Origin of the sequence: Variovorax paradoxus EPS, from assembly GCF_000184745.1 — a bacterium.
GTDB lineage: Bacteria > Pseudomonadota > Gammaproteobacteria > Burkholderiales > Burkholderiaceae_C > Variovorax > Variovorax paradoxus_C.
Window position 1 is genome coordinate 5,782,449 of sequence record NC_014931.1, and the last position, 24,930, is coordinate 5,807,378.

The 24,930-nt window shown below is 67.1% G+C and carries 20 protein-coding genes and 1 pseudogene; 7 read left to right on the top strand and 14 right to left on the bottom strand.

What is annotated here, in order from left to right; translation table 11 throughout:
* Positions 1 to 4 precede the first annotated feature (4 nt).
* From VARPA_RS26565 to uvrA, 5 genes are all read right to left on the bottom strand, one after another.
* On the bottom strand, positions 5 to 1,156 hold the full coding sequence (locus VARPA_RS26565; protein ID WP_013543684.1) for a Fic family protein: 1,152 nt from the start codon (positions 1,154 to 1,156) through the stop codon (positions 5 to 7).
* Positions 1,157 to 1,298: 142 nt separating this feature from the next.
* On the bottom strand, positions 1,299 to 2,267 hold the full coding sequence (locus VARPA_RS26570; protein ID WP_013543685.1) for a Bug family tripartite tricarboxylate transporter substrate binding protein: 969 nt from the start codon (positions 2,265 to 2,267) through the stop codon (positions 1,299 to 1,301).
* Between the two features lie 96 nt (positions 2,268 to 2,363).
* Positions 2,364 to 3,410, bottom strand: coding sequence for a histone deacetylase family protein (locus VARPA_RS26575; RefSeq protein ID WP_013543686.1), 1,047 nt, complete (start codon positions 3,408 to 3,410; stop codon positions 2,364 to 2,366).
* 45 nt (positions 3,411 to 3,455) lie between these two features.
* Positions 3,456 to 4,505 carry an ornithine cyclodeaminase gene (locus tag VARPA_RS26580; RefSeq protein WP_013543687.1) on the bottom strand — a complete coding sequence of 350 codons (1,050 nt, stop codon included), beginning with the start codon at positions 4,503 to 4,505 and terminating at the stop codon, positions 3,456 to 3,458.
* Positions 4,506 to 4,622: 117 nt separating this feature from the next.
* Positions 4,623 to 10,376 carry an excinuclease ABC subunit UvrA gene (uvrA, locus tag VARPA_RS26585; RefSeq protein ID WP_013543688.1) on the bottom strand — a complete coding sequence of 1,918 codons (5,754 nt, stop codon included), beginning with the start codon at positions 10,374 to 10,376 and terminating at the stop codon, positions 4,623 to 4,625.
* Positions 10,377 to 10,555: 179 nt separating this feature from the next.
* Between uvrA and VARPA_RS26590 the strand changes: the two genes are divergently transcribed.
* Together VARPA_RS26590 and VARPA_RS26595 are read left to right on the top strand one after the other, a co-directional pair.
* The gene (locus VARPA_RS26590) at positions 10,556 to 11,668 is read left to right on the top strand and encodes an ABC transporter substrate-binding protein (protein ID WP_013543689.1); all 1,113 of its coding nucleotides are present in this window, start codon (positions 10,556 to 10,558) and stop codon (positions 11,666 to 11,668) included.
* Positions 11,669 to 11,849: 181 nt separating this feature from the next.
* On the top strand, positions 11,850 to 12,962 hold the full coding sequence (locus VARPA_RS26595) for an ABC transporter substrate-binding protein (protein WP_013543690.1): 1,113 nt from the start codon (positions 11,850 to 11,852) through the stop codon (positions 12,960 to 12,962).
* A gap of 24 nt (positions 12,963 to 12,986) precedes the next feature.
* Here the strand turns inward: VARPA_RS26595 and VARPA_RS31465 are convergent, their stop codons facing one another.
* From VARPA_RS31465 to VARPA_RS26630, 8 genes and pseudogenes are all read right to left on the bottom strand, one after another.
* Positions 12,987 to 13,136 carry a hypothetical protein gene (locus VARPA_RS31465; RefSeq protein WP_013543691.1) on the bottom strand — a complete coding sequence of 50 codons (150 nt, stop codon included), beginning with the start codon at positions 13,134 to 13,136 and terminating at the stop codon, positions 12,987 to 12,989.
* A gap of 147 nt (positions 13,137 to 13,283) precedes the next feature.
* Entirely contained in the window at positions 13,284 to 14,978 is a 1,695-nt protein-coding gene (locus VARPA_RS26600) for an MFS transporter (protein WP_013543692.1), read from the bottom strand.
* 192 nt (positions 14,979 to 15,170) lie between these two features.
* Complete coding sequence (locus tag VARPA_RS26605) at positions 15,171 to 15,815, bottom strand: 2-hydroxychromene-2-carboxylate isomerase (RefSeq protein ID WP_013543693.1); 645 nt, start codon at positions 15,813 to 15,815, stop codon at positions 15,171 to 15,173.
* Positions 15,816 to 15,901: 86 nt separating this feature from the next.
* Positions 15,902 to 16,141 (bottom strand): annotated as a pseudogene (locus VARPA_RS26610) (DUF1289 domain-containing protein); the annotation flags it as partial.
* Positions 16,138 to 16,626, bottom strand: a complete 489-nt coding sequence (locus VARPA_RS26615) for a YbaK/EbsC family protein (RefSeq protein ID WP_013543695.1) — start codon at positions 16,624 to 16,626, stop codon at positions 16,138 to 16,140. The gene VARPA_RS26615 and the pseudogene VARPA_RS26610, both read right to left, overlap by 4 nt.
* Positions 16,627 to 16,651: 25 nt before the next feature.
* Complete coding sequence (gene rhtB / locus VARPA_RS26620; RefSeq protein ID WP_013543696.1) at positions 16,652 to 17,290, bottom strand: homoserine/homoserine lactone efflux protein; 639 nt, start codon at positions 17,288 to 17,290, stop codon at positions 16,652 to 16,654.
* 31 nt (positions 17,291 to 17,321) lie between these two features.
* The gene (locus VARPA_RS26625) at positions 17,322 to 18,242 is read right to left on the bottom strand and encodes a hydroxymethylglutaryl-CoA lyase (protein ID WP_013543697.1); all 921 of its coding nucleotides are present in this window, start codon (positions 18,240 to 18,242) and stop codon (positions 17,322 to 17,324) included.
* Between the two features lie 137 nt (positions 18,243 to 18,379).
* Entirely contained in the window at positions 18,380 to 19,297 is a 918-nt protein-coding gene (locus VARPA_RS26630) for a LysR substrate-binding domain-containing protein (RefSeq protein WP_013543698.1), read from the bottom strand.
* A 123-nt stretch (positions 19,298 to 19,420) separates the two neighbouring features.
* On the opposite strand from VARPA_RS26630, the gene VARPA_RS26635 reads away from it, so the two are divergent.
* From VARPA_RS26635 to VARPA_RS26655, 5 genes are all read left to right on the top strand, one after another.
* Positions 19,421 to 20,572 (top strand): CaiB/BaiF CoA transferase family protein, encoded by a 1,152-nt coding sequence (locus VARPA_RS26635; RefSeq protein ID WP_013543699.1) that lies wholly within the window; start codon positions 19,421 to 19,423, stop codon positions 20,570 to 20,572.
* Positions 20,573 to 20,609: 37 nt separating this feature from the next.
* Entirely contained in the window at positions 20,610 to 21,521 is a 912-nt protein-coding gene (locus VARPA_RS26640) for a dioxygenase (protein ID WP_013543700.1), read from the top strand.
* A gap of 55 nt (positions 21,522 to 21,576) precedes the next feature.
* Positions 21,577 to 22,383 carry a citryl-CoA lyase gene (locus VARPA_RS26645; protein ID WP_013543701.1) on the top strand — a complete coding sequence of 269 codons (807 nt, stop codon included), beginning with the start codon at positions 21,577 to 21,579 and terminating at the stop codon, positions 22,381 to 22,383.
* Positions 22,380 to 23,321 (top strand): Bug family tripartite tricarboxylate transporter substrate binding protein, encoded by a 942-nt coding sequence (locus VARPA_RS26650; protein ID WP_013543702.1) that lies wholly within the window; start codon positions 22,380 to 22,382, stop codon positions 23,319 to 23,321. Before VARPA_RS26645 ends, VARPA_RS26650 begins: the two co-directional genes overlap by 4 nt.
* A gap of 138 nt (positions 23,322 to 23,459) precedes the next feature.
* Positions 23,460 to 24,437 carry a Bug family tripartite tricarboxylate transporter substrate binding protein gene (locus VARPA_RS26655; RefSeq protein ID WP_013543703.1) on the top strand — a complete coding sequence of 326 codons (978 nt, stop codon included), beginning with the start codon at positions 23,460 to 23,462 and terminating at the stop codon, positions 24,435 to 24,437.
* A gap of 173 nt (positions 24,438 to 24,610) precedes the next feature.
* On the opposite strand, the gene VARPA_RS26660 is transcribed toward VARPA_RS26655, so the two are convergent.
* Complete coding sequence (locus VARPA_RS26660) at positions 24,611 to 24,922, bottom strand: acylphosphatase (protein ID WP_013543704.1); 312 nt, start codon at positions 24,920 to 24,922, stop codon at positions 24,611 to 24,613.
* Positions 24,923 to 24,930: the final 8 nt, after the last annotated feature.

Below are 24,930 nucleotides of genomic sequence, written 5' to 3' on the forward strand. Positions count from 1 at the left end.
ACAGTCAGCGCGTCAGCAGCGCGATATACGACGGGTAGCTGAAGCTGCGGTTCTTCTTCTGCCCAGTCACCTCCGTCACCATGCCCAGATCTTCCAGCAACTTCACGGCGGCATTGGCCGTCGGGAAACTGATCTCCAGTTTTTGACGGACACGCTCCACGGTAAAGCGCGGCATCAGCGGCAAGAGTTCGAACAACCTGTAGCTCGCGGGCCCCGATTTGGGATCCTGCAACAGTCGGCGGCGGTCTGCCGCCACCAGGCTCGCGATGGCGACAACGCCTCGTTCGGCATCGTTGGCCGCAGTTGCCACACCCTCCAGAAAGAAACTCACCCAGCTTTCCCAATCGCCCTCCGTGCGGATGTTCGACAGGCGCCGGTAGTACTCTCCCTGATGCTGCTTGAGGTAGCCGCTGAGATACATCAGCGGCTCGGGGAGCAAGGCCCAGTGTTCCAGCAACGCCGCAATCAGCAAACGTCCGATGCGACCATTTCCATCGAGAAATGGATGAATGGTCTCGAACTGCGCATGCACGAGGGCAATCTTCACCAGCGGCGGCAGGTCCGCAGGAGAAGGTTCGCCGTGAATGAATCGCTCCATGTCAGTCAGCAGACCGGCGACATGCTCGGCCGGAGGCGGCACAAACACGGCATTACCGGGTCGTGTGCCGCCGATCCAGTTCTGCGAACGACGCAGCGCGCCGGGCTGCTTGCCGGCGCCGCGCACACCATCAAGCAGGAGCGCATGAGCATCGGACAACAATCGCACGCTGATCGGCAACCCATTGCGATCGCGCAGGTTGTCTTGCACAAGACGGAAGGCACGCAGGTAATTGGTGACCTCCTCCACGTCGTCCGTGTTGCGAATGGTCAGGCCGGCCTCTTCGTCGAAAAGGTCGGTCAGAGTGGCTTGGGTGCCTTCGATCTGGGAGGTGAGCAGCGCTTCCTTGCGGACAGCGCTGTAGAGCAGCCAGTCCACCGACGGGACCAGCCCCGACACGCCGGACAACCGTGCCAGCGCCAGTTCTGCAACGCGGTTCAGCTCTGTGTAGGACTGCGGAGCCAACGCCGGCTTGCGCGGCGGCAATGGATGCGGCACGAATGCCTGGACCGATTCACCCAGCGTGGTGGAAGTGGAATACGTGCCGGTGCTGCGCATCGAATGAAAGCCTTCTTGAATAGTCGCTCAGCATATTAAAGCAATCTTTAATATGAATCGCATTCATTAAAGGCTTTCCAAGCGCCAACACGCGCAGGATCGCACGGCAACCGCCAGCGGATGACTCAGGCCATCTTCGGAATCACTGGCCCTTCCCCAACCCCAGCTTCTCAATAACCACCTTCTCCTTCACCACCGTGTCCTGCGCGAACTTGGTGTATTGCGCCGAGCTCATGTAGTCCGGCAGCATGTCGTAGCGGCCGAGCGCGGCCACATAGCTCGGCTCTTCCATCGCCTGCTTGAACGCGTCGTGCAGCTTCTTCACCACCTCGGGCGACGTGCCCTTGGGTGCGCCGATGCCGAAGGGCGAGTTCTGCACCACGTCGTAGCCCAGCTCTTTCAGCGTCGGCGCATCGGGGAACTTGGCCAGGCGCTTCTCGCCCCAGGTGTTCAGCACGCGCAGCTTGCCGGCCTCGACTTGCGGTGCGAAGCCGGTGCTGTCGGCAGCAGCCATCAACTGCCCGCTGACCACCGCGAGCATCAGGTCGGCGCTGCCCTTGTAGGGCACGTGCTGCAGTTCGATGCCGGCCTTCTGCGCAATGATTTCCGTCGTGAGATGCGGGCTCGTCAGGTTGCCGGTGGAGCCATAGGTGAGCTTGCCGGGGTTGGCCTTGGCGTAGGCGACGAAGTCGGCCCAGGTCTTGAACGGGCTGTTGGCCGGCACCACGATGCCGAAGGCGTAGCCTGTGACGTTCAGGACGTAGGTAATGTCCTTGAGCGGGTCCCAGTTGATCTTGGTGGTGTAGCCGAGGCGGAACACGCCCAGCGGAATCTGCGCGACGGTGTAGCCGTCGGGCTGCGCGGTCTGCAGCGCCTGCGCGGGCAGTGTGCCGCCGGCGCCGGGCTTGTTGTCGACGATGACGGGCTGGCCGAGGATCTTGCTTGCGTTGTCGGCAAGCTGGCGCATCGTGATGTCGGTCGGGCCGCCCGCGGGGAAGGCGATGACCAGCTTGATCGGCTTGGCGGGGAAAGCCTGGGCAAGCGCCGCCAGCGGGGAAGCGAGGCCGCACGCGGCGAGCGTGGCGGCACAGAGAAGGGAACGGCGGGACATGGCGGAGGCTCCTGAAAACTTGAAGAACCGCGGATTGGGCCTTGCCCTGCCCGATGCGGCAATCGGGGCTCACCCGATGGCTGTCGCCGACGTTCCTCAGCCGGCCGTCTGGCCGAAACCTTCGAGCACGTTCACCGTGTTGACGCCCACTTCGGCCACCGCATAACCGCCTTCGAACACGAACACCGTCGGTAACCCCACTCGCGCGAGGTCTTCTCCCATGCGCAGGTAGTCGTCGCTCTTGAGCTTGAAGCCGGAGATCGGGTCGCCCTCGAAGGTGTCGACGCCGAGCGAGACCACGAGCGCGCCGGCCTTCACTTTCGCGATGCCGTCGAGCGCCGTCTTGAGCGCGGCGCGCCACGCGGTGAAGTCGGTGCCGCGCGGCAGCGGCAGGTTGTGGTTGAAGCCCTCGCCTTTGCCGGCGCCCCGCTCGTCGGCGTGGCCGAGGTAGTACGGGTAGTCGGTGAACGGATCGCCGTGCAGGCTGGCGAAGTGCACGTCGCTGCGGTCATAGAAGATGGCCTGCGTGCCGTTGCCGTGGTGGTAGTCGACATCGAGCACCGCGACGCGCTCGACGCCCGCATCGCGCAGCGCCTGCGCAGCCACGGCGGCGTTGTTGACGAAGCAGTAGCCGCCGAAGAAATCGACGCCTGCGTGATGGCCCGGAGGCCGCGTCAGCGCGAAGGCTGAGCGCTGGCCGGCGAGGACGCGCTGCGTCGCGGTCCACGCGCACGCCGCGCCCTGTCGCGCGGCGGCCCAGCTGCCGGCCGTGAGCGGCGTGCCCGCATCGAAGGAGAACAGCCCCAGGCGCGCCGGAAAGCTCTGCGGCAACACGTCGGTGCGCATGCCGCGCGTAGGCCAGTACGACGGGAGCGCGTCGCGCGATGCATTCGCCGGATCGAGCGCCACCCACTCGTCCCACGCACCGGCGATGAAGTCCAGGTAGTGCGGCGCATGCACCTTCGCAAGCAGCGCATCGTCGATCGCATCGGGCGCCTGCAGCGGGCCGAGGCCGCGCCGCTCCAGCTCATGCTTCACATGGTCGACGCGGGCCGGCACCTCGAAGCAAGGCACCAGCTCGCCGCGGAACATTTCGACTTTGCCCTGGTGCAGTGCGTGCTGGTCGTTGTAGATGGTGAGCATGAAAAAAGAAGAAGAAAACAGGGTCGGCGTTGCGGATGCGGCCGATCATGCCGCACGCCGCAGCACCGCCCGGCGCCTGCCGGACGCGGTGAGCCCGAACAGGTCCTTCGGGTCGTCGAGTTCGGGCACCAGCGCGATCTTCTGGCCGATGCCGCGCTCGATGGCCAACTGGTGGATGTAGCGCAGCGCGGTGTAGTCCTCCAGCGCGAAGCCGACCGAATCGAACACCGTGACCTGCCCGACTGTCTCGCGCCCGGGCACTTCGCCGAGCAGCACTTTCCAGAGTTCGTGCACCGGGAAATCGGCCGCCAGTTGCTGTATCTCGCCCTCGACGCGGGTCTGCGCCTCGTATTCCACGAACACGCGCGCGCGGCGCAGCACGTCGGGGTGCAGCTCGGTCTTGCCGGGCGAATCGCCGCCGACGGCGTTGATGTGCATGCCGGGCTCGATCATCCCGGGCGTAAGCACCGTTGCGTGGCCCTGGCAGGCGGTGATGGTGGTGACGATGTCGGCGCCGCGCACCGCTTCGGCCACCGAACGGGCGCGCACGATCTCCAGCGGCGTGCAGGCCGAGAGATGCCGCACCAGCTTGTCGGTGGCGTGCGGGTCGGTGTCGAACACGCGCACTTCCTCGATGCCCAGCAGCGCGTGGAAGGCCAGCGCCTGGAACTCGCTCTGCGAGCCGTTGCCGATCAGCGCGAGGCTGCGCGAATCGGGCCGCGCCAGGGCCTTTGCCGCCATCGCCGAGGTGGCCGCCGTGCGCAGCGCGGTGGTGAGCGTGAGCTCGGACAGCAGCACCGGATAGCCGGTGTCGACCTCTGCCAATACACCGAAGGCCATGACGGTCGGCAGCCCGACCGAGGTGTTGTGCGGATGCCCGTTGACGTACTTGAAGGCGTAGGCGCCGTCGTCGGCCACCGGCATCAGTTCGATCACGCCGAGGTGCGAGTGGCTCGCGACGCGCGCCTTCTTGTCGAACTCGCGCCAGCGCAGGAAATCGTCGCGCAGCGCGTCGGCCAGCGCCTCGAGGAATTGCGGAACGCCGGTTTCATCCACCAGGCGAACCAGGCTGTGGACATCGATGAAGCGGGTCATGGCATGGCTCCTTGCGTAGCCCGGCACGGCGCTTCATCCCTTCGCATGTCGACTCCACCATGGCTGATTCAGGATGCGCCTGCGCCAAGGGTTCGAGTCATTCTGCGCCTGCCTGCATCACCGCGCCAGTACCGGTGCCAATGCCACGCCGGTGTGAGTACCCAAACGCACGACCTCTTCCGGTGGCGCCGCAGCAACGATGCGCCCACCGGCGTTTCCGCCCTCCGGCCCGAGGTCGATGATCCAGTCGGCTTCGGCGATCAGGTCGAGGTCGTGCTCGATCACCACCACGCTGTGGCCGCCGTTCACCAGCCGGTGCAGCACGTGGATCAGCTTCTCGACGTCGGCCATGTGCAGGCCCACCGTCGGTTCGTCGAGCACGTACAGCGTGTGCGGCGCCTTCTGGCCGCGGCGGGTGATGTCGTCGCGCACCTTGCTCAGTTCGGTCACCAGCTTGATCCGCTGCGCCTCGCCGCCCGAGAGCGTGGGCGAGGGTTGCCCCAGCGTGAGGTAACCGAGCCCCACGTCCTTCAGCAACTGCAGCGGATGGCTGATGTTGGGCATAGCCGAGAAGAACTCGACCGCCTCGTCCACTTCCATCTTCAGCACGTCGCCGATGCTCTTGCCGCGCCAGCTCACGGCCAGCGTCTCGGGGTTGAAGCGCGCACCGTGGCACACCTCGCAAGGTACCTTCACATCGGGCAGGAAGCTCATCTCGATGGTGCGCACGCCCGCGCCTTCGCAGCCTGGGCAGCGGCCTTCACCGGTGTTGAAGCTGAAGCGCGCCGGGCCGTAGCCGCGCGCCTTGGCTTCGAGCGTGTCGGCGAAGAGCTTGCGGATGGTGTCCCAGAAGCCGATGTAGGTGGCCGGGCAGCTGCGCGGCGTCTTGCCGATGGGTGTCTGATCGACCTCGAGCACGCGGTCGATGGTCTCGTACCCCTCGACCTTGCTGCAGCCGGACCAGGCCGCGCGCTTGCCCGCGGCATCGGCGTCGCGGCCGGCCTTGGTCATGCGCTGGATCACGATGCCCTGCACGCTGGCCAGCAGCACGTCGCGCGCGAGCGTCGACTTGCCCGAGCCGCTGACGCCCGTCACCACCACGAGGCGGTGCAGCGGCAGCGTGGCGGTCACGTCCTGCAGGTTGTGCAGGTCGGCGCCGTGCACGGTGAGCCAGTTGCCGCTGTCTTCGGCCTTCGGGTCTGGCGACGGAATCAAGCGCCGCGCCTGCAGCGGATGCCTGATGGCGTCGCGCAGGTACCGTCCAGTCTGCGAATCGCCCGCCGCCTCGATGTCGGCCACCGAGCCTTCGGCCACGAGCCGTCCGCCGCGCTTGCCGGCGCTCGGACCGATGTCGATGATGTGGTCGGCGCGGCGGATGGTGTCTTCGTCGTGCTCCACCACCACCAGCGTGTTGCCCTTTTCGCCGAGCTTGTGCAGCGCGTTCAGCAGGATCTGGTTGTCGCGCGCATGCAGGCCGATGGTCGGCTCGTCGAGCACGTAGCACACGCCCTGCAGGTTGCTGCCGAGCTGCGCCGCGAGGCGAATGCGCTGCGCCTCGCCGCCGGAGAGCGTGGGTGCGCCACGGTCGAGCGTGAGATACCCCAGCCCCACTTCCTCGAGGAATTCGAGCCGGCTCTTGATCTCGGGCACGAGGTCGCGTGCGATCTCGGCTTCTCGGCCGGTGAGCGCGAGCCCCTCGAACCACTGCCGCACCTCGGTCACGCTCATGCGCGCGAGCTCGGTGATGCCGATGCCGCCCGTGCCGTCGGCCTGAGCGGCGCCGAAGCTCACCGCGCGCGCCGTGGCATTGAGCCGCGTGCCCTCGCAGGTCGGGCAGGCGGTGTCGGCGAGGTCCTCGATCTCGGGCTCCGCGAAGGTTTGTTCGCGGCCCTTGTTGTCGTCGTCGCGGATCGAATCGTCGAAGACCTTGCGCTGGTCCTTGCTGAGCTTGACGCCCGTGCCCACGCAGTCGGGGCACCAGCCGTGCTTGCTGTTGTAGCTGAAGAGGCGCGGGTCGAGTTCGGCGTAGCTGGTGCTGCAGACCGGGCAGGCGCGCAGTGTGGAGAACACGTTGACGCGGCCGATGCCGGCCGCCGACACGCCGGCCATCATCGCGGCCTTCAGGCCGTCGAGATCGCTCAGCACATGCACCACGCCCTTGCCATGTTCGAGCGCCTTGGTGAGCGCCTCGCGCAATTCGGTTTCCTTCGAAGGCAACACGTCGAGGCTCGCCACGGGCAGCTCGATGCTGTGTTCCTTGAAGCGGTCGATGCGCGGGAAGCCGGTGGTCGGCAGGAAGTCGCCGTCCACGCGCAGGTGCGTGAAGCCGCGCGGCCGCGCCCAGTCGGCCAGCTCGGTGTAGACGCCCTTTCGGTTGCTCACCAGCGGCGCGAGCAGGCCGATGTGCTGGCCCTTGAAGTTGCGCATGAGCTGCGCGGCGATGCTGTCGGGCGTCTGCGGCTGCACAGCCGCACCGTCGTGCGTGCAGTGCTGGATGCCCAGCTTCACGTACAGCAGGCGCAGGAAGTGCCACACCTCGGTGGTCGTGCCCACCGTGCTCTTGCGGCCACCGCGCGAGAGGCGCTGCTCGATGGCCACGGTCGGCGGAATGCCGTAGACCGCATCCACCTCGGGGCGCCCTGCCGGCTGCACGATGCTGCGCGCATACGCGTTGAGCGATTCGAGGTAGCGGCGCTGCCCTTCGTTGAAAAGAATGTCGAAGGCCAGCGTCGACTTGCCCGAGCCGCTCACGCCCGTCACCACGCTGAACTTGCCGCGCGGAATATCGACGCTGAGGTTCTTCAGGTTGTGCTCGCGCGCATTCACGATTTCGATGGCGTTGCTGCCGGGCGCCGTCTTCGCGTTCGCGATGTAGCGACGGGCGGCGCGTTCGGCCACCTTGTAGGCCTCGGGGCCGATCGCCAGTTCGTAGTCGGCCAGCGCCGCGCCGGTGAGCGAGGCGCGGTTCTCGCGCAACTGCTCGGGCGTGCCCTCGGCCACCACCTGGCCGCCGCCCTCGCCGCCTTCGGGGCCGAGGTCGATGCACCAGTCGCTCGCGCGAATCACGTCGAGGTTGTGCTCGATCACGATCAGCGAATGGCCGGCATCGAGCAACTTGCGCAGCGCGCGCATCAGGCGCGCGATGTCGTCGAAGTGCAGGCCGGTGGTCGGCTCGTCGAACAGGAACAGCGTGCCCCTTCGCGCGACCGATTGCTTGCTAGCGGTCGCGCTCTTCGCGGCTTCGGCAAGGAAGCCCGCGAGCTTCAGGCGCTGCGCTTCGCCGCCCGACAGCGTGGGCACCGGCTGGCCGAGCTTGACGTAGTCCAGGCCCACGTCGGAAATCGGCTGCAGCACGCGCAGCACGTCGCGGTCGGCCTCGAACACTGCCGCTGCCTCGGCCACGGTGAGGTCGAGCACGTCAGCCACGTTGTAGCTCTTGCCCTTGCGCTCGATCTTCACTTCGAGGATTTCAGGCCGGTAGCGCTTGCCGTCGCAGTCGGGGCAGCGCAGGTACACGTCCGACAGGAACTGCATCTCGACGTGTTCGAAGCCCGAGCCGCCGCAGGTCGGGCAGCGCCCGTCGCCGGAGTTGAAGCTGAACTTGCTCGCGGTGTAGCCGCGCTGGCGCGAGAGCGCCGCGGTGGCGAAGATCTCGCGGATCGCGTCCCACGCGCCCACGTAGCTCGCGGGGTTGGAGCGCGCGGTCTTGCCGATGGGCGACTGGTCGACGAAGACCACGTCGCCCAGGTGATCGGCGCCCAGCAACCGGTCGTGCGCGCCCGGCGTTTCGGTCGCCTTGCCGAAGTGGCGCATGAGCGCGGGCGCCAGCACGTCCTGAATCAGCGTCGACTTGCCCGATCCGCTGACGCCGGTGACACACACCAGCCGCGCGAGCGGAAATTCGACCGTCACGTTCTGCAGGTTGTGCTCGCGCACGCCTTCCAGGATGAGCCGGTGCGTGTTCTCGCTCACGAGGCGCTTGAAGCCCATGCCGATCTTCTTGCGGCCGCCCAGGTACTGGCCGGTGAGGGTGTCGGCGTCGCGCAGTTGGTCCGTCGTGCCGTCGAACACGATCTGCCCGCCGCGGATGCCGGGGCCGGGGCCCATGTCGATCACGCGGTCGGCCGCGAGCATCACGGCCGGGTCGTGCTCGACCACCACCAGCGTGTTGCCCGCATCCCGCAGGCGCAGCATGGCTTCGGTGATGCGGTTCATGTCGCGCGGATGCAGGCCGATGCTGGGCTCGTCGAGTACGAAGAGCGTGTTGACCAGCGAGGTGCCGAGCGCGGTCGTGAGGTTGATGCGCTGAACCTCACCGCCGCTCAAGGTGCGGCTCTGGCGGTCGAGCGTGAGATAGCCGATGCCCACGTCGTGCAGGTAGCGCAGGCGCGTGGTGATTTCCTCGAACAGCAGCTTCAGCGCCTGCGCCTCGCCTTCGCTCGCGGGGCTGCCGTTGCCGTGGTGCTCGACGCGGTCGAAGAACCTGCGCAGCCGCTCGATGGGCAACAGCATCAGGTCGTGCAGGCAAAGGCCGGGCAATGCTTCGAGCTGCGCGCGCGACCACTTCACGCCGGTCGGCATGAAGCGCTTTTCGGGCGGCAGCACCGCGTCGGCGTCTTCCTTGCTACCGATGCGCCAGAGCAGGCTGTCGAGCTTCAGGCGCGCGCCGCTGCAGACGGGGCATTGCGTGTAGCTGCGGTACTTGGACAAGAGCACGCGAATGTGCATCTTGTAGGCTTTGCTCTCCAGGTAGCCGAAGAAGCGGCGCACGCCATACCACTGCTTGTTCCAGTTGCCTTCCTTGTAGTTGGGCGTGCCCTCGATCACCCAGTGCTTCTGCTCGTCGGTGAGCTTGTTCCAGGGCGTGTCGCGCGGAATGCCTGCCGCCTCGGCGTGGCGCATGAGGTCGTCCTGCGCCTCTTTCCACGCGGGCGTCTGGATGGTCTTGATCGCGCCGGCGCGCAGCGTGAGCTTGTCGTTCGGGATCACGAGGCCGAGGTCGACGCCGATCACCCGGCCGAAGCCGCGGCAGGTCTCGCAGGCGCCGACGGCCGAGTTGAACGAGAACATCGACGGGATCGGGTCGGTGTAGCGGATGTCGCTCTCGGGGCAGTGCAGGCCGGTGGAGAACTTCCAGACGTCGGTCGAGGCGTTTTCCTCAGCACCCGTCGCATGCACGGTCACACGACCGCTGCCGCGCTTGAGCGCCACTTCGATCGCCTCCACCACGCGCGAACGCTCGGCGCTGGAGATGCGGAAGCGGTCGGCCACCACGTCGAGCATCTTGCGCGGACCGGTGGGTGTCGCCACCTCGCGTTCGGACTGAACACGCGTGAATCCGCTGGCCGAGAGCCATTGCGTCACTTCTTCGGCCGACGTGCCGGCCGGCAGCTCGACCGGAAAGGTAATGACCAATCGCGGATCGCCCGCCGCAGCCGCGCGCTCGGCGATCTGCGCATAGATGCTGTCGGGCGAATCGTGGCGCACCGGCAGCGCGGTTTCGCGGTCGAAAAGCTGGGCCGCGCGGGCGTAGAGCAGCTTCAGGTGGTCGTTCAGCTCGGTCATCGTGCCGACCGTGGAGCGCGAGGAGCGCACCGGGTTGGTCTGGTCGATGGCGATGGCGGGCGGCACGCCCTCCACCTTGTCGACGGCCGGCTTGTCCATGCGGTCCAGGAACTGCCGCGCGTAGGCGGAGAAGGTTTCCACATAACGCCGCTGGCCTTCGGCGTAGAGGGTGTCGAACACGAGGCTCGATTTGCCCGAGCCGCTGGGCCCGGTGACCACGGTCATCTCGCCTGTGCGGATGTCGAGGTCGAGGTTCTGGAGGTTGTGCTGGCGCGCGCCGCGAATCCGGATGGAGCCCTGTGTCATGAGTGCCTTGGGGGGTGGGGCAAACATTCTAGGGAGTGGTCCGTGACGCATCCGTGCACTGCGTCACAAGGTCTGCGCTCGTGCAGGGGTTTGTCCGTATTCATCTGGAAGACACTTTCGGAAACAAATAGCACGTTTGTTTGCATTTAAACGAGAGACACCCTCGAAAGGCTTCCTTTATGACGAAGATGCGCACGCTTTGCGTCGCCGCCGCGCTGGCGCTGACCGCGATGGGCGCCTCGGCCCAGATCCTCATCGGCCAGACCGCCGGCATGACCGGCTCGGTCGCCGCGAGCGTGAACGAGACCATCGGCGGCGCGCAGCTGGTGATCGATGCAGCCAACGCGCAGGGCGGCATCCACGGCGAGAAGATCGAGGTGGTCCGCATGGACGACGGTTTCGACGTGAAGCGCGCCAGCGACAACGCCCGCGCGCTCATTGAGGACAAGAAGGTGGTCGCGCTCTTCATGAGCCGCGGCACGCCGCACTCGCAGGCGATCATTCCGTGGCTCGACAAGAACGAGGTCGCGCTCATCGGTCCTTCCACCGGCGCGATGGTGCTGCACAAGCCGCTGCAAAAGCATGTGTTCAACGTGCGCGCCACCTACCAGCGCGAGGCCGAGAAGGCGGTGCAGCACCTGCTGACCATCGGCCTCACGCGCATCGCCGTGGTGTACGTGACCGACTCATTCGGCAAGGACGCGCTCGAAGGTGCGATGACCGGCTTCACCAAGGGCAAGGCCACGCCGACGGTGACCATTCCCGCCGACCGCGACAAGCCGGACTACGCGGCCATCGTGCCGACCATCAAGGACGCCAACGCGCAGGCCGTGCTGTGGATCGGCTCGGGCGTCGCGGTGGTCGACGGCATCAAGGCGCTGCGCGCCTCGGGCTCGGCGGCGCAGGTGGTCACGCTGTCGAACAACGCCTCGTCGGGCTTCATCAAGCAGTTGGGCGATGCGAGCCGGGGCGTGATCGTGACGCAGGTTTTTCCGAACGAGCGCTCGCTCGGCCAGCCGATGGTGAAGGAGGCGCTCACGCTGGCCAAGGCCAAAGGGCAGGCGGAGCTTTCGCCCGCCGCGCTCGAAGGCTTTGCCTCGGCCAAGGTGCTGGTCGAGGCGCTGCGCCGCGCGGGCCCGAAGCCCACGCGCGCCAAGATGCTGGCCGCGCTGGAAAGCATCCGCAGCTACGACCTCGGCGGTGGGCTGGAGGTGAGCTACACGCCGCAGGACCACAGCGGCATCGACTTCGCGGACCTGGCGATCATCAGCGACGGGCGGTTCAAGCGCTGACGCTCTAGCTCCCTCTGTTTTCTACCTATTACGGCCCGCCGGCTCCCCGGCGGGCCGTTGCTTTTGGGGCTCTGCAAACAATGGTTTGACAGGGTTTCCACGAGCAAGCAAATGTCACCTGCAGCAACACATTACACATCTTCTGACATGGGGCCGGTGCCTCGTGGAAAGGCTTTGTTCGATGAAGACGATGTTCGCCTCCTGCGCCGCTGCGCTCCTTTTGGCAGCGGTGGTCCCCGGCGTGTCGGCCCAGATCCTGATCGGCCAGTCGGCCGACCTCTCGGGCCCGGTGTCGGCCAGCGTGAAGGAGACGATCCTCGGCTCGCAACTGGTGATCGACCAGGTCAACGCCCAGGGCGGCATCAACGGCGAGCAGGTCGAGGTGATCCGCCTGGACGACGGCCTCGATGCCAAGCGTTCGCTGGAAAACACCCGCATCCTGATCGAGGACAAGAAGGTCGTTGCGCTGCTCCTGAACCGCGGCACGCCCAACACGATCGCCGTGATCCCGCTGCTCGACAAATACGGCGTGGCGCTGGTCGGCCCCTCGACGGGTGCGATGGTGCTGCACAAGCCGCTGCAGAAGAACATCTTCAACGTGCGCTCGACCTACCAGCGCGAGGCCGAGAAGGCGGTGCAGCACCTGAACACCACCGGCATCCAGCGCATCGCCGTGGTCCAGGCCGACGACTCCTTCGGCAAGGACGCGATGGAAGGTGCGAACAAGGGTTTCGAGAAGGCGAACCTGAAGCCGGCGGTGGTGGCGCTGGCCGACCGCAGCAAGCCCGACTACGCTGCGATCGTGCCGCAGATCACCAAGGCCAATGCGCAGGCCGTGCTATGGATCGGCTCGGGCACCGCGGTGACCGAAGGCGTGAAGGCACTGCGGGCCGCGGGCTCGGCGGCGCAGATCATCACGCTGTCGAACAACGCGGCCTCGGGCTTCATCAAGGAGCTGGGCTCGGCGAGCGCGGGCGTGATCATCACGCAGGTGCTGCCCTACGAGCGCTCGTTCGGCCATCCGATGATCAAGGAAGCGATGGCACTCGCTAAAGCCAAGGGGCAGAACGAGTTGTCGCCGGCGCTGCTCGAAGGCTTCGTCGCCACCAAGGTGCTGGTGGAGGCGCTGCGCCGCACCGGCCCCAAGCCCACGCGCGCGAAGCTCATCGCCACGCTCAACAGCTTCCAGTACGACGCGGGCGGCGGCGTCGAGGTGAACTACTCGCCGACGGACCACTCGGGCATCGACTATGTCGATCTGTCGATCGTGAGCGAGGGCCGCTTCAAGCGTTGATCGCCCCGCCGCGCGGCTTGCTTCTTACTTGGGCGCGGCGGCGGGCGCGGGCTCGTGCGTGGTGGTGTCGCCACCATGCTTTTCGCCCGACATGTCGATTTTGTCGCCGGCCTTCGAAATCACGTACAGGGCAATGGCGGCAAAGATGACGAAGCCGACTGCGATTTTCCACATGGGTGCTGTCTCCTGAAGAGGATGGGATGGTGAGAAGGGTTCAAAGGGTTCAAGAAAAGGGCCTCATGCCGTTGGATGGCATGAAGCCCCTTTGTTGAACGGAGGGCAGCCTGCGCAGCCCTCCTTTCGCGTTTGCGATGTGCGCGATCAGTCGTTCGCGTAGATGTCCACGTCCTTCGTCTCGCGGATGAAGAGCGTGCCGATCACCAGCGTGATGCCCGCGATGATGATCGGGTACCAGAGGCCGTTGTACATGTTGCCGGTCGACGCCACGATGGCGAAGGCGGTGGTCGGCAGCAAGCCGCCGAACCAGCCGTTGCCGATGTGGTACGGCAGGCTCATCGAGGTGTAGCGGATGCGCGTGGGGAACATCTCGACCAGCATCGCGGCGATCGGGCCGTAGACCATCGTCACCAGCAGCACCAGCCAGAACAAGAGCACGATCGTCAGCACCTTGTTGATCTTGGCGGGGTCGGCCTTGGCCGGGTAGCCCGCGACCTTCAGGTCGTCGGCCACGCCCTTCTTGAAGGCGGCGATGGCCTTGGCGGTGTTCTCGTCGAACTTGGAGTTCACGACCACGCCGGTGGGCGCCTCGACGGTCTTGTCGCCGATCTTCACGACGGCGGCAGAGCCGGGCGCGCCGGCCACGTTCTCATAGCTCACCGAGTTCTGCACGAGGTAGCGCTTGGCGATGTCGCACGAGCTCTTGAAGTCGATCTCGCGGGCCACCGGGTTGCCTTGGAATGAGCAGGTCGCCGGGTCGGCCGTCACCGTGACGCCGGCCGTGGCCTGTGCGCGGGCGAGGTCGGGGTTGGCGGCTTCGGTCAGCATCTTGAAGACCGGGAAGTAGGTGACCACGGCCAAGAGGCAGCCGGCCATGATGATCGGCTTGCGGCCGACCTTGTCCGACAGCGTGCCGAAGACCACGAAGAACGGCGTGCCGAGCAGGAGCGCGGCGGCGATCATCAGGTTGGCGGTGGTCGCATCGACCTTGAGCTGCTGCGTCAGGAAGAACAGTGCATAGAACTGGCCCGAATACCAGACCACGGCCTGGCCAGCCGTGAGGCCGACCAGCGCCAGGATCACGATCTTCAGGTTCTTCCACTCGCCGAACGATTCGGCCAGGGGAGCCTTGGAGGTCTTGCCCTCGGCCTTCATCTTCTGGAAGGCCGGCGACTCGCTCAGCGAGAGGCGAATCCACACCGAGATGCCCAGCAGCAGGATCGACACCAGGAACGGAATGCGCCAGCCCCAGTCGCTGAAGGCCGCTTCGCCCATCCAGGTGCGCACGCCCAGGATCACCAGCAGGCTCAGGAACAGCCCGAGCGTTGCCGTGGTCTGGATCCACGAGGTGTACGCACCGCGCTTGCCGTGCGGCGAGTGCTCGGCCACGTAGGTGGCGGCACCGCCGTACTCGCCGCCGAGCGCGAGGCCCTGCAGCATGCGCAGCGCGATCAGGATCACCGGCGCCGCGACGCCGATGGTCGCGTAGCTGGGCAGAAGGCCGACGATGAACGTCGACAGGCCCATGATCAAAATCGTCACCAGGAAGGTGTACTTGCGCCCGATCATGTCGCCCAGGCGGCCGAACACGATGGCGCCGAACGGACGCACCAGGAAACCGGCAGCGAACGCCAGCAGCGCGAAGATGAAGGCGGCGCCCGCATCCAAGCCGCTGAAGAACTGCTTGGCGATGATCGCCGCGAGCGAACCGTAGAGATAGAAGTCGTACCACTCGAACACGGTGCCGAGCGAGGAGGCGAAGATGACTTTCTTCTCCTCCGAGGACATGGGCCGGGGGGCCGGATGCGGCACTCCCCGTGAATCTAGTGTGGCGGCCATTGCGTCGTCTCCTGTGTGTTTGCGTTCATGCGGCACCCGGTATCCGGGGCCGTGAGGCATTCTTGGAGGCGTGACTGACCCGAGACTTGCGCGAAACTGAACCGATGCTTACGGATTAAGGTGAAACCCGCGGGGCGCGTTTCAGCCTGTAAGAAATCGCAACCCTGCTCGGGTTTGTCCTCGGACGCCTTTTCAGGCCTTGCTGCTGCGCAGCAAAGAGGGGCGCTGGTCGGCCGAGGTCCATGCGGGGCCGTCGAACCACGCATCGCCGGCGAGGTACGAACGCAGCATCGCGAGGCCGTCGAAGCCCCAGAAGAGACGCCCGTCGACCACGTAGGCGGGCGTGCCGAACACGCCGAGCGCGAGCGCCTCGTCGGTGTTGCGCTTCAGGAGCGCCTTGCTCTCGTCGCTGCCCGCTTCGCGCTGGGGTTGCAGTTGCGCGGTGAGCGCCGCGAGCCGCGCGGCATCGCCGGCTTCTTCGCCGCCGCGCCACACGTGGCGAAAGATCGTCTCGGCCACCAGGCGGCTGATGCTGCCGTCATCGCTCGTCGAGACCGCGAGCCGAAGGTGCGCGAGCGGGTTGTAGGGGTGCGAGGCCGGCATCTCGATCTGGATGCCGTTCGCATGGCCGAGCCACAGCACATGGCGGTAGGTCCAGCTGCGCTTCGACGGAATCTCGGCCGGCCCGAGCTGGCCGTGTTGCTTGAGCAGCGCCCCGAGCAGCACCGGCTTGTAGGCCACGCTGTAGCTCAGCCCTTCGAGCGCCTCCGGCAGGTGCTCGAATGCGAGGTGCGCGTAGGGCGAGATGAAGTCGAGATAGAAGTCGATGTGCTTCATGCGTCGATGTCTCCAGAGGTTTCCGGGATTTCTGGGATTTCTGGGATTTCTGGGATTTCTGGGATTTCTGGGATTTCTGGGATTTCTGGAACGCGCCAGATGCCGGCCCGGGCCCGCAACTCTATCGCGCGCCACACGCCGCGGCGCGCGTCGTCTTCCATCTTGCTCCAGCCCGCGATCTCGGGAATGGTGCGCAGGCACCCCTCGCAGAAGCCGCTCAGGCGGTCCATGCGGCAGACCGAGGTGCAGGGCGAGGGAACGTCTTCGGGCAGGTCGCGCACGGCGACCGCGCGTGCGGCCAGCGTCTCGGCTTCCGCGAAGTTCAAACCACGTCCGCCACCGGCGCGCCGGTGAGGGTTTCGAGGTCCTGCGGCCGGAGCTGGAACACCGCGTGCGGATGACCCGCCGCGGCCCAGATTTCTTCGAAGCGGAAGAGCTCGCGATCGATCAGCACCACGGGCTTCGTCGCATGCCCCACCGGCGACACGCCGCCGATGGTGAAGCCGGTGCGCGCCTTCACGAACTCGGCATCGGCGCGGCCGGTCTTGCCGATGAGCGCATCGACTTTCTTCTCGTCCACGCGCTTGTCGCCCGAGGTGATGACCAGCACCGCCACGTCGTCGCTCTTGCGGCGGAAGATGATGCTCTTGGCGATTTGCCCGACCGCGATGCCGAGCGCATCGGCCGCCTGCTGCGCGGTGCGGCAGGCGTCGTCGAGCATGCGGGGGGAGTGGGGATGGCCGGCGTCCTGCAGCACGCGGGACACGCGCTGGACGCCTTCGGGGAGGGAGTGGAGTTCAGAGCCGCACATGGATTCGAATCTACAGGATCGGATTTCAAGCGCTGCGCTTGAACATGAAGAGGAATGCGCCCATCGCCATCAGCACGCCGCCGAAGACGCGGTTCTGCGCGCGGCGCGCACGCACCGAACGCAGCACGCCCTGCAGCCGCGCCGCCAGCCAGGCGTAGCCGTGCATCACGGTCACGTCGACCATCACCGTCGTGGCCAGCAGCACCAGCAGTTGCAGCCACAGCGGCCGCGTCGGCTCGATGAACTGCGGCAGCACGGCCGCCATGAAGACGATGCCCTTGGGGTTCGTCACGTTGGTGAGGAAACCGCGCAGCACGCGCTGCCGTGTCGTGAGTTCGGGCTCGCCGGCGGAGTCCGACGCATCGCCGTTCACGGCCGCGACCGGCGCGCGCCACTGGCGCCAGCCCAGCCACAGCAGGTAGCACGCGCCGACCACCTTGATCACCGTGAACGCGGTCGCCGAAGCGGTGAGCACCGCGCCCACGCCGAGCCCCGCCACCAAGAGGATCACGGCCAGCCCCAGCTGCAGGCCGACGATGGTGGCCGTGGTGCGCCGCACGCCATAGCTGAGCCCGTGGCTCATGCTGAGCACCGCGCCCGATCCGGGCGAAACCGCAATGACGCAACTGGCCACCAGAAATGCAAGCCAGACATGCAGGTCCACGAAAACTCCTGTGCTTGTTGTTGTCGAGTTTTCAGCCGGCCCGCTTGGTGCGGATGGCCTTCGACGCGCGCGAGTTCGGCTCGCGGCCCAGCGCTTCGCTGATGTAGACGCCCGCGTCGATCAGCTTGTCGAGATCGATGCCGGTCTCGATGCCCATGCCGCGCAGCATGTAGACCACGTCCTCGGTCGCGACATTGCCCGTCGCGCCCTTGGCATACGGGCAGCCGCCCAGGCCCGCCGAGGACGACTGGAAGTTCCACACGCCCATCTCGAGCGCCGCCAGCGTGTTGACCAGCGCCTGCCCGTAGGTGTCGTGAAAGTGGCCGGAAATGGCATCGACTTCGAAGTGCGCCAGCGTGGCTTCCATGGCCGCCTGCACCTTGCGCGGCGTGCCCACGCCGATGGTGTCGGCCACATCCACGCGCTGCACGCCGATGCCCTTCATCAACTGCGCGAGATAGCCGACCTTGGCCGGCGCGATCTCGCCTTCATAGGGGCAACCGACCGTGCACGACATCGCGCCGCGCACACGAATGCCCTTCTCGAGCGCCGCTGCCACCACCGGTGCGAAGCGTTCGATGCTCTCGGCGATCGAGCAGTTGATGTTCTTCTGGCTGAAGGCCTCGCTCGCGGCGCCGAACACCACGATCTCGTCGGGCCACTCCTCGCGCGGCGCGGCGATGGCGGCCTCGAAGCCCTTCATGTTGGGCGTGAGCACCGAGTAGAGAACGCCGGGCTTGCGCTGGATGCCGTGCATCACCTCGGCGTTGTCGGCCATCTGCGGCACCCACTTGGGCGAGACGAAGCTGGTGACCTCGATTTCATTGAGCCCCGCGTCCTGCAGGCGGTGCACGAGGCCGATCTTGACCTCGGCCGAGACGGGTTGCTTTTCGTTCTGCAGGCCGTCGCGCGGGCCGACGTCGACGAGCTTGACGCGGGTGGGGAGTTTCATGGGATGTCTCTTGTGTCGCGGGAGGATGAAAAAGCCGTCTTCGATTGTCGGACACCTGGGAAGGCCCTGCCTGGTACAGACCGCGCGGAAGGTAGCAATGCGCGCCAGAGCGGTTGCAAATGGTGCCAGCCCCGCGTTCATCGCTCGGGTTTGAGGTCCGATCGCTCCAGCATGCTCGTGCGAAACGCCACCTTGCGCACGATCGCGGCGAAGGCGCGCGTGGGCGCCGACTCGCGCGCCTTCTGCGACCACAGCATGCCCGGCGTGCGCACCGGCGTCGGGCTCTCCAGCCGCACTGTTGCCAGGCCCGAGTTCGGTTGCACCGCATTGGCCGAGACGATGGCCGCGAGCTGCGTCTTCGCGACGAGCCCCATGATCGGCGCCAGCGTGTTGATCTCGGCCACCACCTGCGGCTCGGCACCGCAGGAGCGGAAGCACTCGTCGAGCATCTGCCGCGTCGCGAAGCTCGCAGGCAGCAGCACCATCGGCATTCTGTGCAGCTCCACCATGCGCACGCGCTTGCGGCGCGCGAGCGGATGGTTTTCGGCCACCACCAGCACCATCTCCTCGTTGTAGAGCGGCTCGAACTGCAGCGTGCCGGGCACGCCCGGCCGGTAGGCGATGCCCAGGTCGAGCGTGCCCTCCTGCAGCCGCTCGGCGATCAGGTCGGCCGCGAGCTCGTCCACCCTCACGCGCACCCGCGGATAGCGCTGCTGGAAGCCCGCGATGCAGTCCGGAATGAAGCCGAGGTTGAAGGTGTGGGTGGAGCCGATGCGCAGCTCGCCGGCCGCGGCTTCGGGGTCTTCACGCAGCGCGCCGAGGCCGCGGTCGATTTCCTGCAGCGCACGGGTCGCGTGGTGCAGAAAGGCCTCGCCCGCTTCCGTCAGCGCCACGCGCTTGCCGACGCGGTCGAAGAGCAGCGTGCCCAGCTCTTCTTCCAGTTGCTTGATCTGGTGCGACAGCGTCGACTGCGTCACATGCAGCCGCTCGGCCGCGCGGGTGAAGTTGAGCGAGCCGGCCAGCGCGCTGAAGTAGCGCAGGTGACGCAATTCCATGGAGATCCCCGGTGCCTCGAACGATCGATGGCATCGATGGTATCCATGCAAATCCATCATTGTTAAAAATCGTCGCGCCTGCATAGAGTTCGCCCCAGCCACGAACACACAGGAGACAACGCGGTGCACAAAGTCCTCAGCGGCATCAAGGTGCTGGAGCAAGGCACATTCATCACCGGGCCGGCGGCGGGCATGTTCCTGGCCGACCTGGGCGCCGAGGTGGTGAAGCTCGAGCAGCCGGGCAGCGGCGATCCGTTCCGCTCGTTCCGCGGCGGCCTCTACAGCCCGCACTTCCAGACCTACAACCGCAACAAGCGCAGCATCACGCTCAACCCCAAGCTGCCCGAGGACGCTGCGGTGTTCGACGAGCTGGTGAAGGAATCGGACGTCTACATCCAGAACTTCCGCCCTGGCGCGGCCGAGCGGCTGGGCGCGGGCGAGGCGCGGCTGCGCGCGCTCAACCCGCGGCTGGTGTACTGCGCGATCAGCGGCTTCGGCCAGACCGGCCCGGCCGCCAACCGCCCCGCCTACGACACGGTGGCCCAGGCGGCCAGCGCTTTCCTCAAGCTGCTGGTGAACCCGGCCAATCCGCGCGTGGTGGGACCTGCCGTGGCCGATGCGATGACCGGCTTCTACGCGGCCTATGGCGTGATGGGCGCGCTGGTGGAACGCGGGCGCACCGGCCAGGGCCGCAAGGTCGAGGTGTCGATGCTCGAGGCCATGTGCCACTTCAACCTCGATGCCTTCACGCACTACTTTTCCGAGAACGAGATCATGGGTCCGTTCAGCCGGCCGAGCGTCTCGCAGTCGTACGTGCTCGAGTGCGCCGACGGCCTGTGGATCGCGCTGCACATGTCCTCGCCCGAGAAGTTCTGGCAGGGCCTGGCCAACGCGATCGAGCGGCCCGACCTCTTTCAGGATGTGCGCTTCGCGACGCGCGAGGGCCGCATCGCGCACCAGAACGACATGATCGCCCTGCTCGACGGCCTGTTCCGCGCACGCACCCGCGCCGACTGGTGCGCGCGGCTGGAGGCCGAAGACGTGCCCCACGCCCCGATGTACGACACCCGTGAGGCGATGGAAGACCCTCAGGCCCGCCACCTGCAACTCGAGGTGAGCGCGCCGCACCCCGAAGGCGGCGAGTGGCGGACCATCCGCTCGCCCGTGAGCTTCGACGGCGAAAGGCCGCTCGAAGTCACCGCGCCGCCGCTCTTGGGCGCGGACAACGACGCCATCGTCGGGCCGATACGGCGGCGCCTGCAAGCCACCGCCTGACGCATCCCATCGCCACGAGAAAAAGGAGACGAACCCCATGACCCCTTCGAACGAGAACGAGCTCACCCAGGCCGCGCTGCAGCGCCTGGAGGGCGCCGCCGATCCGCGCTTCGCGGAAGTGATGCGCTCGCTGATCACCCACCTGCACGCCTTCATCCGCGAGGTCGATCTGCAGCCCGCCGAATGGATGGCCGGCATCGAGTTCTTGACCGCCGTGGGCCAGGCCTGCGACGACAAGCGCCAGGAGTTCATCCTGCTGTCGGACACGCTCGGCGCTTCGATGATGGTGGTGATGCTCGACCAGCTGCGCGCCGCCGCCCGCACAGGCCAATCAAGCCAGGCCGGCAAGACGCTGCACGCGACCGAGACCACCGAGGCCACGGTGCAGGGCCCCTACTACTGGGACGGCGCGCCCGACCTGCCTCTCGGCGCCGACATCGCGCCCGGCGTGCGCGGCGAGCCCGCGTTCTACAGCGGCCGCGTCACCGACACCCGCGGCCAGCCGCTCGCGAACGCGCTGCTCGACATCTGGTCGGGCGACGGCGAGGGCGTGTACGACATGCAGGTCGAAGGCGCGGGCATGGCGGCGCGTGCGCGCATCCGCACCGACGCCGAGGGCCGCTACTGGTTCTGGTCGATCAAGCCCTCGTACTACCCGGTGCCGGTCGACGGTCCCGTGGGCCGCATGCTCGCCGGCATGGGCCGCCACCCCAACCGGCCCGGCCACATCCACATGAAGGTGGTGGCCGAGGGGCACGCGCCGGTGACCACGCACCTCTTCGTGGCAGGCAGCCCCTACATCGATTCGGATGCGGTGTTCGGCGTGCGGCCCAGCCTCGTCGTCGATTTCGAATCCCACCCGCCCGGCAAGGCGCCCGACGGCCGCGCGATCGAGCGGCCGTACTGGTCCGCGCACTACGACTTCCATCTCCAACCCGAGGCCGCCTGAGCCCCGATCCACCTCGATCCACCTCGACCCACCTCGATCCACTGCATACGCTCTCATGAAAATCGGCAAATCCACCGTCCCGCGCACCGCCATCTGCACCTCGGACGAACACACCATCGTCGTTCGCGGGCAGGACCTGTGCCGCGACCTCATCGGCAAGCTCTCGTTCGCGGATTACTTCTTCCTGTTGCTCACCGGCAAGCAACCCGATGCGGCCTGCAGCACGGTGCTCAACGCCACGCTGGTGGCCATTGCCGAGCACGGCCTCGTGCCCAGCGTGCAGGCCAGCCGCATGACCTTCGCCGCCGCGCCCGACGCGCTGCAGGGCGCAGTCGCCGCGGGCATCCTGGGCTGCGGCTCGGTGATCCTGGGCGCGTCGGAAACCGCGGGGCGCCTCTTCGCCGACGTGGCGGCGCGCGTCGATGCGGGCGAAGCGCTCGACGACGTGGCCGCCGCCACGATCCGCGCGCTGAAGGAAAGCCGCCAGGCCATCCCCGGCTACGGCCATCCGCTGCACAAGGCGAACGATCCGCGCGTGGACCGGCTCATCGAAGTGGCCGCCGAAGCCGGCGCCGACATGCGCTACGTGCGCATCGCGCAGGCGCTGGAGCGCGTGATCCCCGGCATCGTGGGCCGCGAGTTGCGCATGAACGTCTCGGCCGCCATTCCGGCCGTGCTGCTGGGCGTGGGCTTTCCGGTGGCGTCGCTGCGCGGCGTGCCGATCCTTGCGCGCACCGCGGGCCTGATCGCGCACCTGGCCGAAGAGGCCGAGACGCCGAGCGGCTTCGCCCTCTCCTACCAGGCCACGCGCGAACTGCAGTACGACGGCCAGGTGCCCGCGGGCTTCGGGAGCGCGGCATGAAGCGCCGTCTGCTGCTCGCCGGCGCACTGCTGGCCACCGGCGCAGCGCTCGCGCAGGGTTCGCCGCGTCCGCTGAAGATCGTGGTGCCCTTCGGCGCCGGCACGTCCACCGACATCGTCGGCCGCATCCTGGCCGATGCGCTGGGCCGGCAGCTCGGCGTGGCCGCAATCGTGGAGAACAAGCCGGGCGCGGGCGGCTCGATCGGCAGCGAGCAGGTCGCGCGCTCCAACGACGGCCAGACGCTCTTGATGGGCACGGTCGGCACGCATGCGATCAACCCCTCGCTCTACAAGCGCCTGCCGTACCAGCCGCTGCGCGACTTCGTGCCGCTGGGCTTCGCGGGCGCGACGCCCACGCTGCTGGTGGTGCCCGCGAACTCGCCGTGGAAAAGCGTGGCCGACCTGGGCGCCGCGACCGGCAACGTGAACTTCGCCTCGGCCGGCAACGGCACCTCAGGCCACCTCGCGGGCGAGCTGCTCAACGTGCGACTCGCGAAGAACTTCATGCACGTGCCCTACCGCGACGGCGCGCAGGCCATGACCGAGCTCATGGCCGGCAACGTGCAGTTCATGTTCTATCACCCGGCCGCGGTGATGCCACAGGTGCGCGCGGGCAAGCTGCGCGCGCTCGGCGCGTCGGGCGCCAAGCGCAGTGCGGCCGCGCCCGATGTGCCCACGCTGATGGAGCAAGGCGTGAAGGACTTCGACCTCGTCGCGTGGTTCATGTTGTATGCGCCCACCAGCATGCCGGCTGCGCAGCGCGACCGCCTGCGCGAGGCCACGCGCCAGGTGCTGGCCCAGCCCGAGGTGCGCGAAAAGCTCGCGCAGCAAGGCATCGAACACGCCGAGTTGAACACCGAGCAACTCGACGCCTTCGCGCGCACGGAGATCGCCAAGTGGGGCGAGGCCGTGCGGCGCTCGGGCGCGCAGATCGACTGACGGGCACGCACGGCGCGAGCCCGCAAGCGCAAAGGAGTCCAGGCCCTCGACGGATCAACAGGGCGAAGAAGAAGAGCACCGGCCGCAGAGCCGATTCAAGCAAACAAAAGCGGGTACGACCCGCGACAGGAGACATTCATGCGTTCGACATTCAAATGGCTGGCCGGCCCCTTCATCGGCCTCCTTCTCGGCCTCGCGTGCAGCTTCGCGTCCGCGCAGGGCGCGGCCTGGCCCAGCAAGCCGATCCGCATCGTGGTGGGCTTCGCGCCCGGCACGCCGCCGGACATCTTCGCGCGGCTGTACGGCGAGTACATGGCGCGCCAGCTCGGCGTGCCGGTGGTGATCGACAACAAGCCGGGCACCGCCGGCAACCTGGCCTCCGACGCGGTGGCGAAGGCACCGCCCGACGGCTACACCTTCCTCTACAACCTGTCGACGGCGTTCACGATCAACCCGTACATCTACGCCAAGCTGCCCTTCGATCCGCAGAAGGACCTGGTGCCGGTCGCGACCACGATGCGGCAGGGGTTGGTGCTGATCGCGAGTCCGAAATTCCCGGCCAAGTCGGTCAAGGAACTGATCGCCGCCGCGAAGGCGAAGCCGGGCACGATCTCGCATGCCTCCTACGGCGCGGGAAGTCCGTCGCACCTGATCGTGGAATGGTTCAAGGACGAGACCGGCACCGACATGCTGCACGTGCCCTACCGCGCGAGCCCCGTGGCCGACGTGGTGGGCGGACAGGTCGACACGGTGATGGAGCCGATCGCCACCGGCTACCAGCTGATCAGCAGCGGCCGCGTGCAGGCCCTCGCCTATTCCGGCCCGAGCCGCCACCCCGCGATGCCCGACGTGCCCACGCTCTCCGAAGTGGTGCCCGGCCTCGTGATGACCTCGTGGCACGGCCTCTGGGCGCCGGCCGCGACGCCGGTCGCGATACAGCAGCGCTTCAACGCCGTGATGATCGAAGCCAGCAAGGACCCCGACCTGGCCAAGCGCATCCGCGACCTGAACAGCGAGCCGCTCGGACTCACGCAGGCCGAGATGGCCGCGGCGGTGCGGCGCGATGCGGACATCTACAGCCGCATCGTGAAGGCGAAGAACATCCGGGTGGATTGACGCGCCCTTGCCATGGACAGACAGAGCCGTTCGGCATAAGCCTGCTTCATGGACGGACAGAGCCGTTCGGGCTGCGCTTGTCGAAGCCTTGCGCAACGCTTCGACAAGCTCAGCGCGAACGGATGGATGGAGATGGAGGACGGATTGGCCTGAACCGGCACGACGACGAGAGCCTACGCCGTCTCGCGCTGCGTGAAGCTGTCGGGCAGATCGTCCGCGGCCGTCATGTCATTTGGCTCGTTCACATCGACCGCATCCACGCGCGCACCGGCCGGCCCCTGGCGCGCCCAGCGGACCAGCGCCTCGACGGCATCGACTTCTCCGGCCGCGAGCGCCTCCACGCTGCCGTCGCGCCGGTTGCGTACCCAGCCGCGCACGCCGAGCCGCTCGGCGGCCTGCACCATCGACCAGCGATAGCCCACGCCCTGCACGAGGCCGCGGACGACGAGATGGCGGGTGACGATGGTGTTGGCGTTGGCGCTCATGAACAGTG